At 41.6% G+C, this 24,092-nt stretch carries 15 protein-coding genes; 11 read left to right on the top strand and 4 right to left on the bottom strand.

The annotated features are described in order from the left end of the window. The first annotated feature begins 6 nt into the window (after positions 1 to 6). The 7 genes from ACNOGP_RS00615 (at position 7) to ACNOGP_RS00585 (ending at position 8,264) form a co-directional block, all read left to right on the top strand. On the top strand, positions 7 to 1,848 hold the full coding sequence (locus ACNOGP_RS00615) for a RagB/SusD family nutrient uptake outer membrane protein (RefSeq protein WP_418213817.1): 1,842 nt from the start codon (positions 7 to 9) through the stop codon (positions 1,846 to 1,848). Between the two features lie 14 nt (positions 1,849 to 1,862). Next, positions 1,863 to 3,191 carry a glycan-binding surface protein gene (locus ACNOGP_RS00610; protein WP_418213816.1) on the top strand — a complete coding sequence of 443 codons (1,329 nt, stop codon included), beginning with the start codon at positions 1,863 to 1,865 and terminating at the stop codon, positions 3,189 to 3,191. Between the two features lie 28 nt (positions 3,192 to 3,219). Then, a complete protein-coding gene (locus ACNOGP_RS00605; protein ID WP_418213815.1) occupies positions 3,220 to 5,178 on the top strand; it encodes a glycan-binding surface protein in 1,959 nt (652 codons plus the stop codon). Positions 5,179 to 5,192: 14 nt separating this feature from the next. After that, complete coding sequence (locus ACNOGP_RS00600; RefSeq protein WP_418213814.1) at positions 5,193 to 6,551, top strand: glycoside hydrolase family 30 beta sandwich domain-containing protein; 1,359 nt, start codon at positions 5,193 to 5,195, stop codon at positions 6,549 to 6,551. Positions 6,552 to 6,740: 189 nt separating this feature from the next. Beyond that, positions 6,741 to 6,923, top strand: coding sequence for a helix-turn-helix transcriptional regulator (locus ACNOGP_RS00595; protein ID WP_418213813.1), 183 nt, complete (start codon positions 6,741 to 6,743; stop codon positions 6,921 to 6,923). A gap of 14 nt (positions 6,924 to 6,937) precedes the next feature. Beyond that, on the top strand, positions 6,938 to 7,273 hold the full coding sequence (locus ACNOGP_RS00590; RefSeq protein WP_418213812.1) for a HipA N-terminal domain-containing protein: 336 nt from the start codon (positions 6,938 to 6,940) through the stop codon (positions 7,271 to 7,273). Next, positions 7,260 to 8,264, top strand: coding sequence for a HipA domain-containing protein (locus ACNOGP_RS00585; RefSeq protein WP_418213811.1), 1,005 nt, complete (start codon positions 7,260 to 7,262; stop codon positions 8,262 to 8,264). Before ACNOGP_RS00590 ends, ACNOGP_RS00585 begins: the two co-directional genes overlap by 14 nt. Before the next feature lie 387 nt (positions 8,265 to 8,651). On the opposite strand, the gene ACNOGP_RS00580 is transcribed toward ACNOGP_RS00585, so the two are convergent. The 3 genes from ACNOGP_RS00580 to ACNOGP_RS00570 all read right to left on the bottom strand — a co-directional run bounded on the left by ACNOGP_RS00580 (position 8,652) and on the right by ACNOGP_RS00570 (position 13,164). Continuing rightward, the gene (locus ACNOGP_RS00580; protein WP_418213810.1) at positions 8,652 to 10,196 is read right to left on the bottom strand and encodes a pectate lyase; all 1,545 of its coding nucleotides are present in this window, start codon (positions 10,194 to 10,196) and stop codon (positions 8,652 to 8,654) included. An 88-nt stretch (positions 10,197 to 10,284) separates the two neighbouring features. Next, positions 10,285 to 10,758: a hypothetical protein gene (locus ACNOGP_RS00575; protein ID WP_418213809.1), complete on the bottom strand. Its 474-nt coding sequence runs from the start codon at positions 10,756 to 10,758 to the stop codon at positions 10,285 to 10,287. A 24-nt stretch (positions 10,759 to 10,782) separates the two neighbouring features. Further along, positions 10,783 to 13,164 carry a glycoside hydrolase family 2 TIM barrel-domain containing protein gene (locus ACNOGP_RS00570; RefSeq protein ID WP_418213808.1) on the bottom strand — a complete coding sequence of 794 codons (2,382 nt, stop codon included), beginning with the start codon at positions 13,162 to 13,164 and terminating at the stop codon, positions 10,783 to 10,785. 300 nt (positions 13,165 to 13,464) lie between these two features. Here ACNOGP_RS00570 and ACNOGP_RS00565 point away from each other — a divergent pair, with 300 nt between their 5' ends. Continuing rightward, complete coding sequence (locus ACNOGP_RS00565) at positions 13,465 to 17,466, top strand: two-component regulator propeller domain-containing protein (protein WP_418213807.1); 4,002 nt, start codon at positions 13,465 to 13,467, stop codon at positions 17,464 to 17,466. Between the two features lie 76 nt (positions 17,467 to 17,542). Here the strand turns inward: ACNOGP_RS00565 and ACNOGP_RS00560 are convergent, their stop codons facing one another. Continuing rightward, positions 17,543 to 20,014 (bottom strand): glycosyl hydrolase 115 family protein, encoded by a 2,472-nt coding sequence (locus ACNOGP_RS00560; protein ID WP_418213806.1) that lies wholly within the window; start codon positions 20,012 to 20,014, stop codon positions 17,543 to 17,545. Positions 20,015 to 20,525: 511 nt separating this feature from the next. On the opposite strand from ACNOGP_RS00560, the gene ACNOGP_RS00555 reads away from it, so the two are divergent. Genes ACNOGP_RS00555 through ACNOGP_RS00545 form a run of 3 tightly spaced genes read left to right on the top strand, consistent with a single transcriptional unit; the run spans position 20,526 to position 24,057 of the window. Next, on the top strand, positions 20,526 to 21,917 hold the full coding sequence (locus ACNOGP_RS00555) for an MFS transporter (RefSeq protein WP_418213805.1): 1,392 nt from the start codon (positions 20,526 to 20,528) through the stop codon (positions 21,915 to 21,917). Positions 21,918 to 21,930: 13 nt separating this feature from the next. Further along, a complete protein-coding gene (locus ACNOGP_RS00550) occupies positions 21,931 to 23,049 on the top strand; it encodes an endo-1,4-beta-xylanase (RefSeq protein WP_418213804.1) in 1,119 nt (372 codons plus the stop codon). Between the two features lie 33 nt (positions 23,050 to 23,082). After that, a complete protein-coding gene (locus tag ACNOGP_RS00545; protein WP_418213803.1) occupies positions 23,083 to 24,057 on the top strand; it encodes a glycoside hydrolase family 43 protein in 975 nt (324 codons plus the stop codon). The last annotated feature ends 35 nt before the right edge of the window (positions 24,058 to 24,092 follow it).

Below are 24,092 nucleotides of genomic sequence, written 5' to 3'. Positions count from 1 at the left end.
ATACATATGATGAAAGTAAAAAATATCGTGAACCTTATATGGACTGTCGGTTTGATGATGACCGCTACAGGTTGTGAAGACTTCCTGACAGTCTCTTCCGAATCCCAGAAGCAGGTAGAGCAGTCTTTCCGGACACATTCGGATTTGCGTGAGGCTACTGCCTTCCTCTATCTGAAACCTTGGCAGGGATTTCATTCGTACATGCGTCTTTTGGGAGATACAAAAGGAAATAATATTTATACAACTACTTACAGTTCCACAGATTATAAGTATGCTTCGTTCGGCATCACCAATGTGACGGAAGGCCTGGAAGATACATGGAATTCATTATATAATGTGATTACGAATGCCGACTATGTAATTAATAAATATGTGCCTGTTGCTCGTAACTATGTAGATGAAGCTTTGGTAAACGCATGTGAGGGAGAAGCTCGTTTTATGCGTGCTACTGCATACTGGTATTTGGGCATGCATTGGCATGATGTTCCTATTATTGATAATCCGATGAATCATCTCCAAGCTACAAATGTAGCACCTAACCGTTTTGAAGATGTGCTTCAGTACGCTATTAATGATTTGGAGTTTGCAGTGGCACATCTTCCCGAACAGGATGAAAAAGGACGGGTGACAAAGTATGCGGCAGAGGGTATGCTGGCACGTGTTTATGTGACTGCTGCCGCCTTTGCCCGTGGAGAGAACTGTTCACAAGATATGATTGGACGTTATGCGGATAAGGGAGTCGGTTCTAATACCGAACTCGCCGGATTGTTTTACCGTAAAGCCAAAGAAATGGCGGGAGACGTAATAGAAAACGGGATACAGTATGGTTTGATGGAAGATTACGAAGAGATATTCAGGGTGCAGAATAATAATTGTAAAGAAGTCTTGTTTGCAATTCAATTTGTTCCTTTGGTAGATACGTATGGATTTGGAAATAATGCTTCTTTGGCGTATGACAGAGAACTGACGAACGGGCTGGATGCTAACGGTCAGTGGACATTTGCATCGTATGATATTGGTCGTTTGATGCTTGATCAGGCAGGAAGAAGCAGGAGGCGTGGAAATATATTCGTGGATAATGAGACGTATGATTATATCGGAACGCATACAACCTCTCATACTTGGACAGTGGGATACGCTGGTGGGCAAAAAGATGGTAACCGGTCAAAACAAACAAAGTTTCCGATTAAAAAATATGTAGTTGGCAGCCCGGAAGATACAGGTGGTATAGCTGTAAAACAAAATACGGGATTCAGAACTCCACTGTTGCGTATGGGAGAAGTGTATTTGCTTTACGTGGAAGCTTGTATGGGTATGAATGATGTAATTGTGAATGACGAAGAGAAGGCTATCTCACGTTTCAACGAAGTACGCCGCCGTGCCTATGCTATGGAGATTGCCGAAGATGCCGCCCATGCGGATGACCCTCAATACATTATAAAATACGTAGACAAACCAGCTGTGAGTCGTGATGAATTGTTGAAAGAATATCGCATGGAACTTTTTATGGAAGGAATCTGGTGGCCGACTGTGGTACGTCGTTCGTTCTATCAGAGCGACTGGGTGGTAAAATATGCCAATAATGAATTGATGGACGAGGACTCCGAAACGGATATGACTAATTATCGTTGGTGGGCGTACGATTATAATAGCGATAACGGAAGCCTTTCTTTACGCAGTACGAATCAGCCTTTTCATCGTATCGAGCATATGAAACTGGCATCTGGCGATTATATCCATTCCGCTACTGCAAAAGATAATATATGGGCTTCTCCCTATCCAGAAAATGAAATGGTGCAGGATAAATATTTGTCTGAGACTCCGGTAGCTTATAAGTTTAACGATTAAATCTATGAAATAGAATGAAAATACAAAAACATATCTTTACGAAAAGCGTCTACTATCTGTGGGCAATCCTTCTGCTTTGGAATTTCTCGGCTTGTTCTGATGACGACGGAATATCTATCTATCGTGTATACACCAATATGATAGGAGTTCCGGTGGAGGAAATCACTTCTGCATATACCGGACAATGGATTCATGTGGAAGGCAAGGGATTTTCCGGTCTGCAGGCTATTTATTGCAATGGCTATCGGGCCGAATTTAAGGACATTCTGATAGATGACGAACATGTCGTATTCCAGATACCGGGAAAGACTCCGATGGCTTATGAAGTAGAGGACGAGTCATTGCGGAATACCTTAACGTTTGTGTCTGCCAACGGCACGGCAACTTGTCAATTTATATTTAAGGACCGAAACCGGATGCCGGGTATTACAGGAGTTTCACATACGCTACCCGTGCCCGGAGAAACGATATACCTCATTGGTAACAACTTAAATAATATCACTGAAGTTTATTTTCCGGCAGCCGGCGGAGAAATACAGGCTGTTGATTTTAGCCAGATAGATACTAAAAAAATCAGTGTAGTGGTACCTGAAGGTGTGGGCGATGTGAGTGGCTCTATTCGAGTCGTTTCGTCGGAAGGGGATTCTTTCTATTCGCCTGATTATGTATTTTATAAAAAAGGTATCTTCTTGTCCACGTTCTCCGAAGAAGAACGTAAAGACGAACGAGTGACTGGAGATGCGCTTTCACAATCGAATATGAAGATGTTCACTAAAGAGTCACCTTCAACTTCGGCTGCCGACAACTCTGATAATCCGGCAAATTTTGTAGCTTTTCCTGCAGAACCGGCGAATGTTCCTGCTGCCGACAGTAAGGACACATCTGTGGGTTTCTGTAAGTTCAGTTTGCGGAAAGGACTGGAAACGGCTATAGCAAATAGTGAAGGTGATTTCACACAAGAAACGAAACTCAGCCGGTTGGCTTTGCAGGTAGATGTATATATGGCTATACCTTGGACTTCCGGATTAGTATCGTTGCGTCTGGACAAGAACAAGAGCGGTGCCGATAGTGCAGAAAGCAGAAGTCTGGCTTTATGGTCGACAGGCGTTCCTTACGATTTTGCAGGAAATTGGAGTACGGTAACTATTTCTTTTGCAGATTTCAATGGGATGAAAGCGCAGACTTTGGGCGAACTGATCGCTTCATTGAACAAGACTAATTACTCCTTATTGGGTTTCTTTAATTTTGACTTGAATGGCGACCATCCGGCTTCTGCTATGACCGATTTCCAAATCAATATGGCTAATATGCGTTTGGTACCATGTGTGGTTCCTGGCGAATAAACAACTGAAAAACATAAAATAGTAGATTATGAAAGAACTGAATATAGTAAGGACAGTACTTTGTCACTGTTTATGGGCGGTGATTACAATAGTATGCTTTATGGCCTGTAGTGATGACGAACCGGTTGTAAAGAAGAAGGGGGGACCAGTAGTCGATAGGGTACTTGTGAAGTCGAATGGAGATGAGTGGACGGAACCGGACGAGAATAGGCTCATCAGGATCGGAGAACAAATCAGAATAGAAGGATCGGGACTGGCTGAAGTTTTGGCGGTATATTGCAACGGCACGCATACTAGTACATTCGAGGAGGTCAGTGAAAATTATTTGCTCATGACTGTTCCTGATGGTGTAAAACTGGAAGGGGGACCCGAAGATGCGGTAAACGGGAATACACTGCGTGTGGTAACTATGAATGGAAAAGTGGACTATACACTTTATTATACCGGAAAGAAAATCACTGTCACTGAAACAGATGCCAAACGCGAGGGACACTGGGTATTCGGTGAAACTACAGCACTAATCGGTGAAGCAGTCCGGCTGAAGGGAACCGGATTCACCACTGATGCGGAACATATCACGGTATGGCTGAACGGTGTACAGATTGGTGCATTGGAAAATCCTTTGGATGACCGTCTTACAATCAATATTCCCGGTTATATCCCCTTTGGTGATGCCGTAGCTGACGAATCTCTCAAAAATACGATTCGTATCCAAACGAAATACGATGATTATACTTACACGGGGTTCACTATTGCAGGTCGTAAGGGAGAAGTGACCCGTATTGTGCTCGAAGGTCAAGATGTGGCTATTCCGGCGGCATCTTATAATGATCGTATTTGTATCGAGGGGAAATATATTGCCACTGCAAGCGAAGTATATTGCAACGGAGTAAAGATAGAAAATTTTGAAAAGGAACAGGATAAGATAACGCTGACAGTGCCCGAAGGACTTCCGGTGGGCGACAATGTCACCAATCCGGAAGACATGGACAAGATTCGTATTGTGACGGCTTATAACGAGCCTTGTACGTATGATTTTATTTTCCGTTCCTATACGCCTACCGTATCCGCAATTTCCAATAAGATGCCGGTGCCCGGAGGATATTTCTATGTGGAAGGGCAATACTTGAATGAGGAATACATTACCGCTATCCGGCTGGGTAACGCGGACTTGACTTTCGAAGAAGTGGCTGACAAAGAGGGAAGCGTGTTGAAAGTAACCGTACCGGATGATGTACCATGCGACCGTAGTTGTTCGCTTACCATTGTTTCGGAAGACCTGGAAATAGTAGTAGAGAAGTATATGTGCTATACGGAAGGAGTTTTCTTGAAGACATTCTCGAAAGAAGAACAAGGAAATGTCGGCAATAACCAGTTGGCGACTATATATCATACGATGGAGAGCAGACCGGGTTCCATAGATGAAAGTCTGCCTTGTCCCGAATATGTATTGAGCCTGGGCGACGGACAAAAGACATTGCCTGCCAGCGGAAGTGCCACAAGTGAATCGAATTTCTCATTCTTCAGGTTTAGTGGTGCGGATTGTTTCAAGCGTGTGATAGATAAAAATAGTAGTTTGGCCGCTACTCCATTGGAAAATCTGGCTATTCAGCTTGAGGTATATATGAACAAGCCATGGACTTCCGGATTCCTTGCATGGCGTTTTGATAAGAATGGTAACTCATCTACAAAGAAGAACAGTTCCAGAACATATAATATCATGCCATGGACAAATGATACGCCCTTTACTTTTGATTATGGCTGGCGTACTATTACCATTCCGTTTACTAGCTTTACTGGTATGATCACAAGTAAGGTGGTAACATTGGAGGACTTGTATGGGGAGTTATACACGATAGGTACTAAGGGAAGCCATGCAATGCTGAATATGTTTAATTATGATATACAGGAAGACGGACGCATATATTCTCCGGTGGATAACTTCCAGTTGAATATTGCCAATGTTCGTATTGTACCGATTAGATAAAATAGATGTTTATAATGAAAAAACTTATTTATATATTACTTATCTGTGTGCCGGTTTTCGTCAGTGCTTGTACAAAGTCTGATGCTAGTTGGATAGACGATGAACTGTTTGATGCAGTTTTGCAAGAAACGGTTTTGACTGTAACTCCTTCCATAAGATATCAACCAATAGTGGGCTTCGGTGGAATGTATAATCCTAAGATCTGGTGGGGAAGTAATATGTTGACAGATGCTGATATAAATAAATTATATGGGGCATCCGGACTGGGATATTCCATTCTTCGTCTGATGATTTATCCGAAAGAGTCTGATTGGACAGCTGATGTGTCAGGTGCTAGAATTGCACAACAGAACGGAGCATTGGTTGTTGCCTGTCCGTGGGATTGTACGGATGCGCTTGATGATAAGACACATCCGAAAGGAAAACACCTCAACCCCGAAAAATATCAGGAGTATACTGACCATTTAGTGAAATATGTCAACTACATGAAAGACAATGGTGTGAACCTCTATGCCATTTCTATGCAAAACGAACCGGATATGAACTATACGTATTGGAAGCCTGCCGAAGTGGTAAACTATATAAGAGATTATGGTGCACAGATCCGTGCTACCGGTGTTAAGCTCATGGCACCTGAAGCTTGCGGTATGCAGCCTGCTTACACCGATCCTGTGTTGAATGACCCTGTTACCTTTGCCAATACTGACATTGTTGCAGGACATTTGTATCAGGGGTTTACGGATCTTTCAAGCAGTTATGTAAAGAACCGTCACGATTATATCACTGGATTATACGACACTCGTCTTGCTCCTGCAGGTAAAACTTGGTGGATGACAGAGCATTTGTTTAATGACGGTGCCGACGAAACCGATTCTTTCAAATGGAAATTCTGGACATGGGATTATTGTATGTCGCATCTTGCTAAAGAAATCCATATGACAATGGAAGGCTATTGCAGTGCATATATTTATTGGTATCTGAAGAGGTTTTATGGCATGATGGGCGATAATGACCCCAGAAGCATTGTACCGGAAGGGGAAATTACTAAAAACGGATATATCTTGTCACATTATGCCAAGTATGCTACCAGTACAACACGTATTAAAGTAGATAGTGATGATTCTAGTATTTTAGCAACCGCTTACGTGAATGCTGACGGGAAAGAAATAACTTTAGTAGTGTTGAATACAACTAAAAAAGACACTAAACTGGCGATTGTGTTACCTGTTACCGTTAAAGGTGTATCAGCTGTTCAGACCACGAAAGAGGTTAATATGAAAGAGACCGTCTCACAGTTGTCACAGGATGGGAAGTCTGCTTTTGTTTTAGCTTCGGCAAATGGCATAACGTCTGTCAGGCTTAGTCTTTTTTAAGGGATATGGAATGAACCAACGATAGGTTTTCAGACAATAATATTAGCCGGATTTTCTTTGAACAAAGGAAAATCCGGCTAAATTGCATAGTAAAGTCTGTTTTATTAGACTTTTTCTTGCGATAATCAATTATTTGATGTATTTTTGAAGAAAAGTTTATTTAAATAGACTATGAGATTAATGGAAATCATGAAATTACGACGCGAGACATTAAGTCTGTCGCAACAGGATCTTGCTGAAATGGCCGGGGTCAGTTTGGCTACGATCAAGGATATTGAACGTGGTAAGGGAAACCCTTCATTAGCTACGGTCAGCAAAATTCTCGCAGTTCTAGGAATGGAGATAGATTACAGGATACGTCAAACTATATAATCATGTGAGTAAATATGAAACAGTTGAATGTTTACATGAATGACTGTAAAGCAGGGGTATTGACAGAGAAGCATCCTGGCAAAGATTACACATTCTGTTATGATAATGAGTATCTCTCTTCGGAATATCCCGCTATATCAGTTACCTTGCCCAAGCAGAAAGAAGTATATGAATCAGAACATCTTTTCCCTCTATTCACAAATATGTTACCCGAGGGAGCTAACCGCAAGGTGATATGCAGATTCTTGCGAATAGACGAGAAAGACTTCTTCGGTATGCTCACTGCTATGGCCGACAAGGATTTTATTGGTGCTGTACAAATAAGGAGGATTAGTGATGATAGAGATTAAATATTGTCCTTCCACCCTTATGGAAGGTTTTACTACATATAGTCCTAAAGGTGCAAAAATGCTTTTTGACAGTAAAAATATTAATCCCGTTTTGGATTTCGACATAGATAAATTTCGAAACACTGTTGATATCATGGATGCTATGTATCGTATATCAGTTTCTGGCGTACAAGAGAAGTTTCCGGCTGTCGTAGAGAAAGGCAAGATAAGAATCGCTCAAGATGGAGAGCGTTCTGCCTATATCCTGAAGCCTGCTCCATGGGATGAAACTTTACAGAACCGCAAGCAGATACCTGCCAATGAACACCTTACGATGCAAATAGCTTCGCAGGTGTATGGTATACGGACGGCAGATAACGGATTATGTTTTACACAAAGTGGTCAACTCGTGTATATTACTAAGCGGTTTGATATACAGTCTGATGGAGCGAAAGCTCCCATGGAGGATTTTGCAACGGTAATTGGGCGCAATGAGCAAACTGACGGACTCCACTTCAAGTATAGAGGCTGCTACGAGGATATTGCCAACGCCATTCGCAAGAACGTTGCAGCATGGATGGTGGATATGGAGCGTTTTTTTGAATTGGTACTTTTCAACTACATTTATGCTAATGGAGATGATCACCTGAAAAATTTCTCGCTTATCCTTGAAGGACAGGATTATCGTCTGGCACCAGCCTATGATCTGATAAACACAAACTTACACGTAAATAGTGACGATCTTGGACTTGATGGTGGTTTATCATCTAATATTGAGAAGAGTGACGTAATGGACAAGACTGGTCATTTATGTCGTCTTGACTTTGAGAGATTTGGAGAACGGATAGGCATCGTGAAACCTCGTCTTAGAAAAATTTTAGACAAATACATGCAGTTGCCTGATGATACTGTAAGATTGGTTGACCACAGTTTCTTGAATAACAAGATGAAGCGTGCTTATCTCAGAATCGTTAGAGAAAGAATCAGTCGTTTTGTCAGAATCTCTGAATAACATATATTTTATTGTGGGCTTAGTCTACTTAATTTTTCTTGAAATGAATCTTCACTCTCTTCACACAAAGCATAGTGGCTCATTCATAGATATTTCCTGTGATTTGAATGCAATATTTTGTCTTTCACGTTCTCTTCACACCTTCACCGTATGTATTTAAAAGAGGTGACATTCCTTAATATCCTATCTCCAATGTTCCTGTATTAACAGAAATTTGGAACAGAATCTTAAATAGCCGACTATAGTCGGCTGGTCGGTCAACTATAGTCGGCTGTTTGGTCGACTGTGGCTGTCTAATCAGCCTACTCCAGTCGGCGGATGATAAACTATTGTTATGCTCCTGCTGACAGTGTGTCAATCTCGCTTTCGTTCTAAGTTGTTTATGTGTTATTTCATTAATGTTTCTACCAGGCTGTTGATATAAACCTCTAAGTTTGTATATTCTTTGCTTATATTATATTTTGAACCATCAGAACTATCATTGGGGTTTAGATTGTTTGATTTTTCCCACTCATCTGGTATGCCATCACCGTCAGAATCAATCACTTTTTTTCCAGAGAAGTAATTTGGCCATCCGCCAACATCATTTGCGTCATCTATAATTCCCCAATTACTGCCATTGCTTCCTTTTGCAGTGTAGCTGCCATTCTTTACATTTTCTACAATTCGCTTATCTACATTATCCCAACGTAATGATGCTCCAGCTTTAGCCAATACCGATTCATAAGCTTCTTTTGCTGATTCTGTAAATAAACTTACATCTTTAGTGATTGCAAATTCAAAATTTGAGGTTAATGAGCTTATACCGCCTCGCGGCATTGGTATTTCCGTGGTTTCTTTAGGATGTAATCCTGCCTTATTATCACGATTAACCTCCGCTAGTAGTGGTTTGTACTTTGGTGGTAACAAAATGCAAGAATCATCAAAATAATTACCATTTAAATAGAATACTCCCCATATACCTTTCTCATTCTTGTTTTTTCCATCATCTCCGTTGGGAGAAAATATGCGATTCACGATATTTTTATTTTGAATTGTAGCAGGTCCTGGTTTGTAGTAATTGTTTATAAAATTATAAAAACCACCTTCGCCTGCATATCCACCATTACTGGGTCCCCAGTTATAAAATACATTATTGCGTATATCAACTTTCTGTTTATTAGGCTCTCCAGTATAGCGACTCCCACATAATCGTGGGGTACGGCTACTGTGGTGCGCTATTAGGTTATGGTGGAATGTAGCGGTAAGCCCTCCCCAAATACCACCAAAACCATGAGCTCCTTTACCATGAATCGAATATGCAAGACTTTCAGCAATAATACACCACTGCATAGTAAAATTTTCATTATCATAGAAAGAAGCACATTCGTCTGTACTCCAACTCATAGAACAATGATCGATAATAATATTTTTTTGGTTTTTTCCCCACATCGTATCTGCTCCATCCGCTTCTGTTTCTGTCAACATATCGCTTCCCATTCTACAACGGATGAATCGGATAATCACATTGTCTGCTTTTATATTTAGCGTGTTTCCTTTTAGACAGATGCCATCTCCTGGTGCAGTTTGTCCGGCAACAGTTACATCACCGTTTTTGATTATAAGTTTACTTTGTAATTCTATAAGCCCACCAATGGCAAAGACAATGGTTCTCGGTCCCTTTTGATTTAGAGCCCAACGCAATGTACCTATGGAGTTGTCATCTTTTAAGGAACTGACTGTATACACAGTTCCTTCTGCACCTCCCTTTGTATAGCGTCCTCCACCAAAAGCACCTGGGAAGGCAGGAATGTTTGAACGATCGGGAGCAGGATATTCTGTTAGATGTTTCGTATCGGGGGGGCGCATATATTGCTGAACGGATAAAGGCTCTTTTGAACATGCACATAACGTTGATACCAGAATCAAACTTTTCAATAAAATATTATTCATAATTGCTTATATTTAAAATGTGCCAAAAGTAAATTATTAGTTATAGACTTTTGACACATTTATAATATTATATATATGGCTGGAGATATTACTCTTGCGGATCTCTAGGTACTAACTCAATTTGTGCATCCAATTGTTTGTCGGCTCCCATCCCAATTCCGATTCTAGTGATAGTGGCAGGATTGATTTCAATCGTTTCGTTTCCGTTTCTGAAAGAATCGAATTTAATTTTCTTTTTTCCTTTTCCCCAGAATCCCATGGAAGCTTTTTGTTCCTTTCCGTCTTCATTGGTGAAATAGACATTAAGGGAACACAAGGCATCACTTGCTTTTTCATCTAATTTTTTAAAATTAGACAATACAATCTGAATGCCTTTATACATTCCGTATTCTTCCTGTGTTGGCAAAAAATAATCTCCGGCACGTTCGGATATCAGCGTGGATGTACCGCTGAGAGTAATGCCACGTCCTGTACCTTTGGTTAAATCTATTACTACGTTTTGTGCCATTGCACCCATTGTTCCTAGAAGTGCTACTACTGCTAATAATGTAATCTTTTTCATAATGGATAAGTTTTTAATAATTTATTATTTGATAGTTATGTCCGTATAATAAGGTTGTGGAATTCCTTGAATATCGATTTTCACCTTTAGAGTTCCTGCTTTCCGATTGGATTGTACGATGGCAAGCGCTTTTCCGAAATAGGTCTTTAGTTTGTTCCCCTGAAATGATTTTTCCCGTCTCAGGTCTCCATTATCGATGCCGAGGAATTTGCCTTCTCCTTCTATGCTGACAGTGACGAGACGGTCGTCGGTTTGGACGGGGATTCCATCCTTGTCGAACAGTTCGACGGTGAGATGGGACAAGTCTTGTCCGTCAGCTTTCAGTTCGTTGCGGTCTGCTGTGACAATAGCATGGTGGGCATTGCCGGAAGTGACGATACTATCCCGACAAACCTCTTTCCCGTTTTTATATCCGATGGCAAGTACTTTCCCTTTGCGGTAAGGTATATTCCATTTGATGGTGTTGTTCTCGTAGTCTGCTGCCTTACGGGGTAGGAAATCAGCTTTGGCCCATCCGGACGGGGCGATGAGTTTTACTTCGTCACAGTTGGTCATGGTACGTATTTCCAGCGTGCGGATGTCTGGATAAGGCATATTCCAATGATGAACCATTGTCGGGAATTGCCAGTGGTCTTTACCGGGAGTAATGTCTTGTGAGGGATCGACTACCGCCAATCGTACCATTGGTTTGTCATTCCATACCGAGCGATGATATCCGGCAGCCGTACGTTCAAACATACAAAGATTGAACAAGCAGGAAGGCCATCCCTTACTCGGCCAGCCGCTGGCTTCGCCGATATAATCTACTCCCGCCCAAATAAAAGAGCCGAAAAGAAAATCATTCTCCAATACGAAGTTCCATGGGTTCCTATCTAAATAGCAGCGAACGTTTTTGGGGTTGTCTCCGCTGTAATAAGGGAAGGCTTCGCTAACAAAACATATTCGGTTGGGATTTTTCTTACGGTCTTCAAGCATGCGAGGTTCCATGTAGTTGTATCCCAAAATGTCGGGGACATCCCCAAAAGCAGGATTAAAGCCGCTTTGACAGGCAATAGTTACAGGACGTGTCGGTTCCAGTTGGTGTACGAAATCCTGTAGCATCTTGGCTCTTTTTATTCCGATACTGCCCGACCAAGCTTCCTGTACTTCATTGCCTACGCTCCACATTACGATGCAGGGGTGGTTACGGTCGCGAATGACCATATCGCCAATATCCTGCTTCCAACAACTGTCGAAAAATTTCTCATAATAACCGGATTTCCACTTGTCAAATGCTTCGTCAATGACAAGAAATCCCATGCGGTCGCACATATCCAGAAACTCGGGTGAAGGAGGATTATGGCTGCAACGAATGGCGTTGCAACCAAATTCTTTCAATATTTCCAGACGGCGTTCGTAAGAACGGTCGGGGACAGCAACCCCTAGGCAGCCGGCATCTGCATGAAGACAGACGCCTTTCATCTTCATATTCTTGTCGTTGAGGAAAAAACCTTTTTGAGCGTCAAAACGGATGGTACGTATGCCGAATGGGGTTCGGTAGATGTCAACTACCTTGTTGCCAATTTTAAGGGTTGTTTCTATAAAATAACGGTAAGGGTCTTCCAATGACCACAGACGTGGCTGGGCAATGCTGAATGCTTGCTCCACGTCAGTGGTGTCATTGGCTTCAATCCTGATTTTTGTCTCTTCCTGAATCTTTTTACCTTTTATTTTTATCGGATGATTGTCTTCGTCAACAATCATTTGAGTGATTTCCAAATTTTGAGGAGTGGAAGTACTGTTTACTACACTTGTCACCATTCTTATACGGGCAGATTCTTTCGTAACTTCCGGTGTGGTGACATATGTTCCCCAAGTGGCGACACGTACGGGGTCGGTAACTTGAAGCCATGTGTGGCGGTAAATTCCGGAACCTGTATACCAACGAGACTCTTCTGTCCTGTCTACATGAACCAATAGTGTATTCATCCCACCATAGTTCAAGTGATCGGTCAAGTCTATTTCAAAACTAGTATATCCATATCGATGGTTTCCTATTTTTTTCTCATTCAGATAGATCGTAGCGTTATGGTATACCCCGTCAAACAGGATACTTACATTTTTACCTTTGTAAGAAGAGGGTATTGTGAATTCTTTCCGGTAAAGTCCGATACCACCGGGAAGATAACCGGAGGCACCGCCTATTTCTCGTTTAAAATCCTGAATGATGCTATAATCATGTGGCAATTGGATATTATTCCATTTCCAGTTTTTCGGGGTGAAGTTTATCTTCATGGCGTCACTGTCTTCTCCGAGATGGAACAGCCAGTCAAAGTCGAACGTCTCTTTTATTCGCACATCTTTTTGTGCAAGAATAGGAGTTGCGAAAGACAAAGTCATTAAAATAAATAAAATTTGTTTTTTCATGCTATTATTATAATTAATTAATTGGGTCGAACTCTCTGATGCAAAAATACATCTGATTTAGGAAAAAAGGATTTAAATCTATTTCAGATGTATTCGTTATTGATACAACTACTGTTTTTTATTCCTTTTTTGTTTCAGTTCAAATTTGTGGGAGGATGAAATGGATTATATTTTGTTTCATTTATATCTTTCATTGTTTCATTTTAGTAAAATATGTATTTGAGATGATGAAAAAGCCCATCATTTACTTGCTTTATTAGGAGAAACTTTACTATTTTGCAGCGATTAATTATCATTACTATGAAAAAGTACTTTATTGTTTGCATCTTATTCTCTTTGTTTTTTAAGTGTGTGGCTGCAGAAAACAGTCGTTTTTATAAGGCAGGGCAGTTAACATCACATTTGATTACCAGTATTTGTCAGGATGGGCAGGGGTATATCTGGATTGCCACAGAATATGGTTTGAATAAGTTTGACGGCGTGCAGTTTACTCAGTATTTTAGTCGTGAGAATAATCCTGCTTCCTTATCGAATAATACGGTACGTACTATGATGAATGACAAAGAAAACCGATTGTGGATAGGTTGTTCAAACGGTTTGCAATATTACGTTCCCAGTGAGGATGCTTTTCATACTATACCATTTCAGGACAATTTGTTTCCCAGTGTCACGAGGATAGTTCAGTTGCATACGGGGAAAATTTGGTTGATAGGTGCGTTACGGGGAATTTTCGAATTGGACGAAGAACAGCATATTGTTCGTCCGCTGACATCTGTCAATACATTGTGTGAAACTGCTGTAGTGGATGATATCTATGAAGACCATAAACATCGAATGTGGATTGCCACTGCTGGGAAGGGATTGCTTTGTTTGGATGCGTCGGGAAAAATTCTAAAAAGATATACTTTTCAAGATTTGTGGGGGCGAAACGTTAGAAAAATTCGTGAAGATGCGCAAGGGAACATTGTAGTGGTAGTAAATGGGAAACTTGCAGTGCTGGATGAGAATCAGGGAAAGTTTGTTCCGTTTCATACAGATTATAATTGGTTGGATATACGTGATGTCATTAGGAGTAAAGAAGGTATACTTTATGTAGCAACCTATGGACAGGGACTTTTTTATGTAGATAAAAAGGAAGGGAAGTTGATGCCGACGAACAAAGTATATACTCCTTTCTTTAACGTCGGGCTGGCAAATATGGTATCTGTATTGGAAGATCGGGAACAAAATTTGTGGTTAGGCTGCTTTCAGAAAGGCGTTGTGATGGTACCTACTCGTCCCACTTCTTTCCATTATTGGGATTTTACTGAAAAAGAATATAATTCGGGAGATAATCTTGGATTCTACCGTGAGAATCATGGAGTTGTAACTTTTGTCTACCGTGATAGCCAGGGGAATATTTGGGGAGGTCTGGAGAAAGGCGGACTGTTTAAATTTGACCAGAATGGACAGGTGACAGAACATATTAAAACGTCAGGAGCTGTGATTTCTGCTTTTGAGGATAGCGAGCATACATTTTGGGTAGGAACATACGCCCAAGGATTGGGAGTCCTGAATACCCGTACGGGGCAGTGTGACTTCATACCGCAATTGAGTGGGAAAAGGGTGAAATGTATAACGGAAGATTCGGAAAAAAATCTTTTTTGTTGTTTATTGGGAGAAGGCTTGTGGCGTTATAACCTTCGCACGAAAGAGGAATATGAAATATGCCGGAAAAATCCAGAAACGAGAAAACTGCTGAAAAACACCTATATGAATGTGATACTCTGTGATAAGGAAGATTTGATCTGGATAGGGCATTATGCCGGAATCAGTTGTTATGATGTGCAGAATGATTGTTTCATGCGCATAAAAGGTGATTCGGTTTTGAACTCGTGTGTTTGTTACTCTTTACTTGAGTCCCGAGACGGAAATATTTGGATAGGTACCAATAACGGGCTATATGTATGGAATAAAAGTGAGCAGCTTTTTAAGCGGTATACAACAGAGAACGGGCTTTCCAGTAATATGATTTGCGGTCTTGCCGAAGATAACGAGGGAAATATATGGTGTAGTACTTTTCGAGGCATTAATCAATTGAAACTGAAAGAAAAACGGATTATAAATTATTATACAGGTAGCGGACTAGTCGATAAGGAATATACCCGGGGCGCCTATTTCCAAGATAAAGATGGAATTGTTTACTTCGGTGGCAGTTATGGAGTCACTTGTTTTTCTCCGAGTGAAATAACCAATTCTGAGTTCCGCCGGGAAGTGATGCTTACCAATATGTATATCGGCAATGTTCCGGTGAATACCAAGACTGTATCAGGAAGGAAGGCAGTAATCGAATGTCCTTTGACTGATGCAACGGATTTTTACCTGACTCATGAAGATAATACATTTACGTTCGAGTTTTCGACAATGGATTATCGGGAACCGGAGAATATCAATTATGAATACCGCTTGCTCGGATTGGATGCAGACTGGAATTCCACCTTGTTGGGAGTTCATCGGCTTACTTACAATCATCTGCCGCCCGGCAATTATACATTGGAAGTACGTGCATGTGAGAATGGTTTTTATACTCCCGTGAAACAGTTACAGATTCATATTGCTTTTCCATGGTACAGGACTATATATGCCTATATCTGCTATTTCCTCTTGTTGTCGGCTTTGGTTGCTCAATCCTTGTTTATATTGAAGCGAAGACGTCAAGAAGAAATCAATGAGGCAAAACTAAAGTTCTTTATAAATATCTCACATGAGATACGTTCTCCGATGACGTTGATCATCAGTCCGCTGGAGTCTCTGTTGAAACGTGATTTTGATGAGTCTGCCATGAAAGCTTTGCGTTCCATGTATAAAAACGCCAACCGGATTTTGGAATTGATAAACCAGTTGTTGGATATCCGGAAAATTGATAAGGGGCAGATGCGGATTATATGTGCTGAAACAGATTTGGTCGGATTTATAGAAGATTTGTACAAGACTTTTGATTATCAGGCGGAAAAAAGAAGGATTCGTTTTGTCTTTGAGCATGAAATGGAAAAGCTGCCGGTATGGATTGATCGGAACAATTTTGATAAAGTATTGGTGAACTTGTTGTCCAATGCATTTAAGTATACACCCGAGGATGGCGAGATTCGGATTTGTCTGTCTGCCGGAACGGACAGGAAGAGTCCCGGCCCACTTTTAGAATATGCCGAGATAATGATTTTGGATTCCGGGCCGGGTATTGATGAAACTAAACTGGAGAAGATTTTTGAACGTTTTTATCAGGCTTCGGCAGATATGTCTGCTGCACCACTAGGTTTTGGTATAGGTTTGAATTTATGTCGCCTGTTAGTGAATTTGCATCATGGAACGGTGGTTGCCTCCAATCGGAAAGATAGGCAGGGAAGTTGTTTTACTATACGTATACCGCTTGGAAACGCCTTTTTAAAGAAAGAAGAAATGACAACTGAAGTGGCGGCTTTTAATCACCATAGTGCACATCAGCCAAGTTTTATAGACGAGCATGGCGATAAGAAAACGGTGAAGTCTAGGAGTAGTTATAAGGTACTGGTAGTGGATGACAATGAGGATGTACGGGACTTTTTGAAAACGGAACTTGGTGAGATATACAAAGTATTTGTTTGTACGAATGGGGATGAAGGGCTGCAAACAGCATTGTTGCAACTGCCGGATGTCATTGTCTCCGATGTAAAGATGCCTGTTATGGATGGTTTTACTATGTTGAAAAAGTTAAAAAACAATAGTAATACGAATCATATTCCAATCATCCTACTCACTTCTAAAACAGAACATGCCGACCGTATTCAGGGGTTGGGCAAGGGGGCGGATGCTTATATGGCCAAACCTTTTAATATAGAGGAATTGCAAATTCTTATTGCCAATTTGATTGAAAACCGTATACGCTTGAAAGGTAAATTTTCCGGGGCGCTTCAGGAAGATAAAATCAAATCAATAGAAGTGAAGTCTAATGATAATATATTGCTGGAGCGTGTAATGAAAATTGTTAATGATAACATGGACAATCCGGAACTGAATGTTGAGATGCTTGCCGAACAAGTGGGCTTGAGCCGTGTACAGCTACATCGTAAGTTAAAGGAACTGACGGGGGTGCCGACCGGTGAGTTTATTCGGAATATTCGGTTGAAACAGGCGGCAGTTTTGCTGAAGGAGAGGAAAGTGAATATTTCTCAAGTGGCATATATGGTTGGATTCAGTAGTCAGACACATTTTTCTACTGCCTTCAAGAAATTTTATGGTGTATCACCTACAGAGTTTATTGCTATGGAAGAAAAGAAAGATGCCTGACTTACCAGAAAGAGTATTTTGGGTAAGTCAGACATGGCAAACTATTTTTTAGAGGTGGCACCTTTGGGCTGTTGTATTATTTCAGTGTCTCTGGTGCCCCCAAATAGCTCGGCTTCAATCCGCCTGCATGAATCATAATCTTTTCAATCACGATTCCTGGGGCTAATGGGCGGATACGTAAAGTGTGTTTCCCTTTCTTCTTCAGTTCATGAATGGATCGGGACTCGATAATCGGATTAGCCTGCCATTTTCCTAGCTCACCGTTATAGTGCCCGTTGAAATTAATGACCTGTTCTTTGCCGCCATCGAAACTGATAGCATAACTTAAGCCTTTGTTATTATTGAAGTTAAGGGTAGGCGCAAGTAATAGTTCCACTCTTACGTTTCCTGTTTTTTCCATCTCTATGTCGTATTCAAGGTACATTTTTTCTGGTGTCTTTGTTACAGGAAGAGTGGTGACACCCGATAGTGTTTTTCCAAAATCGGGAATAATGCTCCACTTTGTTTCACCTTCTGCTATGGCACGGGAATAATGCTCCGCTTCCATGGCTACATATCCGTTTGTTTCCTTGAACTCATATTTCACGGGACTTTCAGGGATACGGGTTACTTTGGGTATGATTTGTTTTGTCGGATTATTCCAGGAAGTATATCCGATATGTGTCTGGCTCATGAGATGATTCCATTTACCGTTTGCTATTACTTTGTGATAATAGTCTGTCAGGACAGAGTCCCGTTGGAAGCAGGCTGCTACTTTGTCCGCCCACTCGTTTGCTTCCGGATTCTTTTGTGCAGCTAACTTTTGATTCTTGGCTTGCGCATAATACATATTGTATAAGTTGGAACAAGCCTGCACGGGGAAAGATATGAGCTGGTCGTATGCATCCCGGTATTCCGTGGGTAATATGAATCTCAGATTATGCGCATCCAGTGCCAAAGAATTATATTCATTTACTACACGTTCCCATTCTCCGTAGTTGAAGCTATAAGTTTTGGCGGTCAGCATTTCGGGAGTAACCCGGCGGTTGTATTTTGTATAAAGAGAAAGAATACGTGCCGCTTCTTTGGCATATTTTTGTCCGAACTGTTGTGCGCAGAAGTCTTCTGCATGTTGCTGTAAATTTTCAGCATTGAATTTCTCAGGATTCCATGCCATGTCCAGGAAAAAGGTAATGGGGTATTCCATCGGTTTTAAGTCACCAACGTTTACAATCCAAAGTTTGCGTACGCCATATTCATAAGTCAGGTTCATTTGCTCCCATACGCGGGGGATAGGACTGATATTAATCCATTTGGAATTACGGGGGCCGCCTACATAGTCGAAGTGGTAATACATGCCATAACCGCCGGAACGGGGCTTTTCGTTCAGTTCCGGAAGTTTGCGGACATTTCCCCAGTTTTCGTCACACAATAATAACGTCACGTCGTCAGGAACGCGCATTCCTTTATCATAATAATCCTGTACCTCTTTGTAAAGAGCCCATACCTGCGGGGTTTCCTTAGCCCTCTTACCCGTTACTTTTTCAATAATTTTCCGTTGGTCTTTTACTATATTCTCTAATAAGGCAATGTTGGAGTCTTCGCTCATCGGTTCGTCACCGTCGCCACGCATACCGATCGTGACAACTGTTTCCCAGTTTTTGGCACGCTCCATTCCATATGTCCAGAAGTCGTGGAGACCTTTGGCATTATGGCTATAATCCCATGCCCCTTCTCCCCGGCGTTTCCAGTCCTGCTGTGCCAGTGCCATCGGCTCGTGATGGGAAGTTCCCATCACGATACCCATGGTGTCGGCCAATGCCCCATTTTGCGGATCGTCATCATAAAATGCACTTCCCCACATAGCAGGCCACATAAAGTTACCCTTCAGACGTAATACCAATTCGAAAACATGTTTATAAAATTTGCTGTTGAATCCACCGAATTTCTCTTTAGACCAATTGCCTAGACAAGGCCATTCGTCATTGAGGAAAATACCCCGGTATTCCACTTTGGGTTCACCGTCGGTATATATGCCGGGTTTTACATATACATTCTTCTGTTTGGCGACAGGCACGTCCGCCCACCAGTACCAGGGAGATACTCCCATTTGTCTAGACAGTTCGTAGATTCCATAGATAGTTCCCCGCTTGTCGCTCCCTACGATGACAAGAGCTTCGTCCACCCCTTCGCAGGGAGCGGAGACTACTTGCAGAATATATTTTTCTCTTTTGCCTTCCAACTCTTTTTTTTCCAGTTTGCCGGAAGATAATAATAGTTGCCGGATGAGAGGTGTTTGATAAGTTCCTATCAGAATTTGTCGTTTACTGTTTATGTCTGTTGTCATTTCAGGTTTTATGCCACATACGTTGGATATGTCTTGTATAAGGTTCTCCACGGCCATTTTTACTCCCTTGTCTTCGCCAGCGTCTATTCTTATCGGACAAGGTTTTCCTTCCGTTATTAACGGAAAGTGGTTGGTTGCCGGTTTAAAAACGATAAATTGGTCTGCGGAAACAGCGGCAAGGCTGATGACTGATAGATACAATGACAAAAATATCTTCTTCATGGTTTACTAATTAAATGGTTAATCACGATTTGTTTTTTTCTGGTAGCAAAGGTAAGTTGTCCATCCTATAAATAGTGAAATATTTGATTCAATTTCATACTTCTGTGTAACTATTGGATTTTGGCATGTTACATATCATTTTTGATTTGTTACATTGATACAACAAGTACTTGCTAAACAAACTCACAGGGGAGTTGAGCGTTTGCTTCGGCCCTACAGCTTTTATTGTCTAGTATGTTTAGGGGGGGGGCTTTATAGCTTTTTTGCATGCATCTCTGAAAAAAAGAATCCGCATGCATTAATGATAGAAAAACGAGGTAAAATCTAATGAAGTGTGAGTATTGTATCATTAAGATATTTAAATGAAACAATTAAAAAAACAATGGAAATATCTGTTAGTGTTTCTGTAACGTAGATGGAGTATACCTATATGAATGATTTCGTAAATTTGCATCATTCAGAAGAGAATTTCTATAAACATAGTTTTTATGTCATTGTAAATAAAAGTAAAATGAAGGATTTTCATAAACTCTCTTGGCTTCAGCGTATAGGTTTCGGCTCTGGTGACTTGGCACAAAACCTGATTTATCAGACGGTATGCATGTATCTGCTATTGTTCTATACCAACGTCTACGGCCTCAAGCCCGAAACGGTAGCTGTAATGTTTCTCATTGTCCGGATAGTAGACGTAATCTGGGATCCGCTGGTTGGTACTTTTGTTGATAAACATAATCCACGCCTGGGTAAATATCGTGCTTATTTGGTGCTTGCAGGTATTCCTCTTACCGGATTTGCCATTCTTTGCTTCTGGAACGGATTTTCAGGTAGTTTGGTTTATGCCTATATTACTTACGTGGGGTTGTCGATGCTCTATACTTTAATAAATGTGCCTTATGGAGCCTTAAATGCTTCACTGACCCGTGATACGAACGAGATCACGACACTGACCAGTGTGCGTATGTTTTTGGCTAACACCGGAGGATTAGCAGTGGCTTACGGTATTCCTAAACTGGTGGCCTGTTTGTCACCTGACGGACTGACGAATACAGTGACCAGTGCCGATGCATGGTTTGCCACAATGACTATTTACGGTATTGTAGGATTGTTGCTGTTGATTTTCTGTTTCACACAATGTAAAGAGCGGGTGGTAATGGATGCAAAAGAAACAGAAAATGTGCAGGTGTCCGATCTTTGGACAGAGTTTCGTCGTAACCACCCGCTACGTATTCTGGCCTTCTTCTTTATCACGGCTTTCGCCATGATGGCTGTGGGAAATTCGGCGGGCTCCTATTATATGTTATATAATGTACACGGAACGAGCGACCAGATGGCCAATTTCATGGCTCTTGGTTCCATTCCTGCTTTCATATTCATGCCTTTGGTACCGTGGATCAAACGCAGGATAGGAAAACGTGCCATGTTTTCTGTTTTTTTGTCGGTAGCTATTATTGGGATGGCATTACTCTACGTCATTTCGATGATACCGTCATTGAAAAATCAGATATGGCTGGTTTACGTGGCCCAGTTTGTCAAATCTACAGGTGTCATCGTAGCTACAGGTTATATGTGGGCATTGGTTCCTGAAGTCATTTCATACGGTGAATATACCACTGGTAAACGCATTTCGGGTATTGTGAACGCATTGACGGGTATTTTCTATAAGGCGGGTATGGCCCTTGGCGGCGTAGTGCCTGGCCTGGTGTTGGCCTATGTAGGTTTCGACCAGAAGAATACTGTCAGCCAGTCTACTTTTGCCGAACAGGGTATTTTATGGCTGGTAGCCGTAATCCCCGCTTTGCTGCTTTTGCTGGCCATGTTCATCATTTCGAAATATGAACTGGATGATATGACTGTCGAACGTATCAATAAAGAAATAGAGACAAGAACGAAAATTAAAAAATAGAATAGTAACTGATATGAAACAAAAAATGATTTTGGCATTGCTGATGTTCACCATGCTAACTTCCTGTAGTACAGCAGGAGGAAAAGCTCCTCAGGAAGCTACACTGAAGGCTCTTTTGGGTGACCGCTTTCTGATTGGAACAGCCCTGAATACCGCCCAGATTATCGGGAGGGATACAGCCGCCTTACAGATTGTTCGTACTCACTTCAATTCGGTGGTAGCGGAGAACTGTATGAAGTGTGAAGTGATTCACCCCGAAGAGGACCAATATGATTTTACTCAAGCTGACAGGTTTGTGGAATTCGGTGAAAAAAACGGAATGGCTGTTATCGGGCATTGCCTCATCTGGCACTCCCAGCTTGCACCCTGGTTTTGTGTGGACCATGCGGGCAATAATGTCACTCCTGAAATATTGAAGCAGCGTATGAAAGCCCATATTACGACAATTGTAAGCCGTTATAAAGGACGGATTAAAGGGTGGGATGTCGTGAATGAGGCTATTGTGGAAGACGGTTCTTACCGCAAGAGCAAGTTTTATGAGATACTGGGTGAGGAATTTATCCCGTTGGCATTCCGTTATGCTCATGAGGCTGATCCGGATGCCGAACTCTATTATAATGATTATAATATGCATGTAGCGGGTCGCAGAAATACAGTGGTAGAACTGGTACATTCCTTGAAAACAAAAGGACTGCGTATTGATGCCATAGGTATGCAGGGGCATATCGGCATGGATTATCCCGATATAAAAGAGTTTGAAAAAAGTATGCAGGCTTTCGCCGAAGCCGGTGTGAAGGTGATGGTTACGGAATGGGACATGAGCGCTCTGCCCACTATCAGCATGACGGCCAATGTATCGGATACGGCTGCATATCGGAAAGAACTGAATCCTTATCCTGTGGAGTTACCCGATTCGGTATTGCAGACATGGAATTTCCGTATGAAAATGTTTCTTGATCTTTTTGTGAAACATTCGAATATCGTATCCAGGGTGACAGTATGGGGAGTGACAGACGAAGACTCATGGAAAAACAACTTTCCGGTACATGGTCGGCATGATTATCCGCTTCTTTTTGATCGTAATTATGAACCGAAACCGTTTGTGAAAGAACTGCTCTCTGATAAAAAATAAAATGACCTGTTTAATCTTCAATATAGACTGAATATGAAAAAAGAAATGAGATATCTGGTGCCGGATGATTATATGGCAGATCCGGCCGTACATGTCTTTAATGGCAGGGTTTACATTTATCCCAGTCACGATTGGGAAAGCGGCGTGGAGGAGAACGATAATGGCGACCACTTTAATATGAAAGATTACCATGTTTTCTCTACTGACAATATAATGCATGGAGAAGTCACTGATCACGGCATTGTCCTGCAGGTAGAGGATATTCCTTGGGCAGGCCGCCAGTTATGGGATTGTGATGTGGCTGAGAAGGATGGAAAGTATTACATGTATTTTCCACTGAAGGATAAAAACGACATATTCCATATTGGTGTGGCAGTCAGTGACAAACCGGAAGGTCCATTTATTCCGCAGTCTGATCCTATCAGAGGGAGTTACAGTATTGATCCCGCTATACTGAATGATGGCGATGGAAATTACTATATGTATTTTGGTGGTCTTTGGGGCGGACAACTACAACGTTATCATAATAACAAGGCCATGGAGAGTGCCGCGTTTCCGGCTGACAACGAACCAGCCATTCCCGCACGGGTGGCCAGGCTAAGCCAGGACATGCTGGAATTTGCAGAGGAGCCCCGTCCGGTTGTGATTCTGGATGAAGAAGGTCGTCCGTTGACTCAGGGGGATAACGGACGGCGTTTCTTTGAAGCGTCCTGGATGCACAAATATAAAGGAAAATATTATTTTTCCTATTCTACGGGAGATACACATCGTTTGTGCTATGCCGTAGGTGACAATCCCTACGGACCGTTCACTTACAGAGGTGTGATCCTTACACCGGTGGTAGGCTGGACCACTCATCATGCCATTATTGAATATCAGAACAAATGGTATTTATTTCATCATGATTGTGTGCCTTCGGGTGGGAGAACCTGGCTTCGTAGCCTGAAAGTAACGGAATTGGAATATGATATGGATGGTAATATAATTACAATAGACGGAAGAGGGTAGAGCTGGAAGACTCCTGTTTAGAATCGGGAAGTTCC

The organism is Bacteroides difficilis, assembly GCF_048319815.1.
GTDB classification, from domain to species: domain Bacteria; phylum Bacteroidota; class Bacteroidia; order Bacteroidales; family Bacteroidaceae; genus Bacteroides; species Bacteroides zhangwenhongii.
Note: the sequence above shows the minus strand (reverse complement) of the source record. Positions and strands in the feature narration are given on the sequence as shown.

Coding starts and splice junctions, on each gene's coding strand:
- ACNOGP_RS00575 (WP_418213809.1), bottom strand. CDS start 10,758: ATGAAAAAGATTACATTATTAGCAGTAGTAGCACTTCTAGGAACAATG.
- ACNOGP_RS00605 (WP_418213815.1), top strand. CDS start 3,220: ATGAAAGAACTGAATATAGTAAGGACAGTACTTTGTCACTGTTTATGG.
- ACNOGP_RS00545 (WP_418213803.1), top strand. CDS start 23,083: ATGAAAAAAGAAATGAGATATCTGGTGCCGGATGATTATATGGCAGAT.
- ACNOGP_RS00580 (WP_418213810.1), bottom strand. CDS start 10,196: ATGAATAATATTTTATTGAAAAGTTTGATTCTGGTATCAACGTTATGT.
- ACNOGP_RS00565 (WP_418213807.1), top strand. CDS start 13,465: ATGAAAAAGTACTTTATTGTTTGCATCTTATTCTCTTTGTTTTTTAAG.
- ACNOGP_RS00615 (WP_418213817.1), top strand. CDS start 7: ATGATGAAAGTAAAAAATATCGTGAACCTTATATGGACTGTCGGTTTG.
- ACNOGP_RS00560 (WP_418213806.1), bottom strand. CDS start 20,014: ATGAAGAAGATATTTTTGTCATTGTATCTATCAGTCATCAGCCTTGCC.
- ACNOGP_RS00600 (WP_418213814.1), top strand. CDS start 5,193: ATGAAAAAACTTATTTATATATTACTTATCTGTGTGCCGGTTTTCGTC.
- ACNOGP_RS00585 (WP_418213811.1), top strand. CDS start 7,260: ATGATAGAGATTAAATATTGTCCTTCCACCCTTATGGAAGGTTTTACT.
- ACNOGP_RS00590 (WP_418213812.1), top strand. CDS start 6,938: ATGAAACAGTTGAATGTTTACATGAATGACTGTAAAGCAGGGGTATTG.
- ACNOGP_RS00550 (WP_418213804.1), top strand. CDS start 21,931: ATGAAACAAAAAATGATTTTGGCATTGCTGATGTTCACCATGCTAACT.
- ACNOGP_RS00595 (WP_418213813.1), top strand. CDS start 6,741: ATGAAATTACGACGCGAGACATTAAGTCTGTCGCAACAGGATCTTGCT.
- ACNOGP_RS00570 (WP_418213808.1), bottom strand. CDS start 13,164: ATGAAAAAACAAATTTTATTTATTTTAATGACTTTGTCTTTCGCAACT.
- ACNOGP_RS00555 (WP_418213805.1), top strand. CDS start 20,526: ATGAAGGATTTTCATAAACTCTCTTGGCTTCAGCGTATAGGTTTCGGC.
- ACNOGP_RS00610 (WP_418213816.1), top strand. CDS start 1,863: ATGAAAATACAAAAACATATCTTTACGAAAAGCGTCTACTATCTGTGG.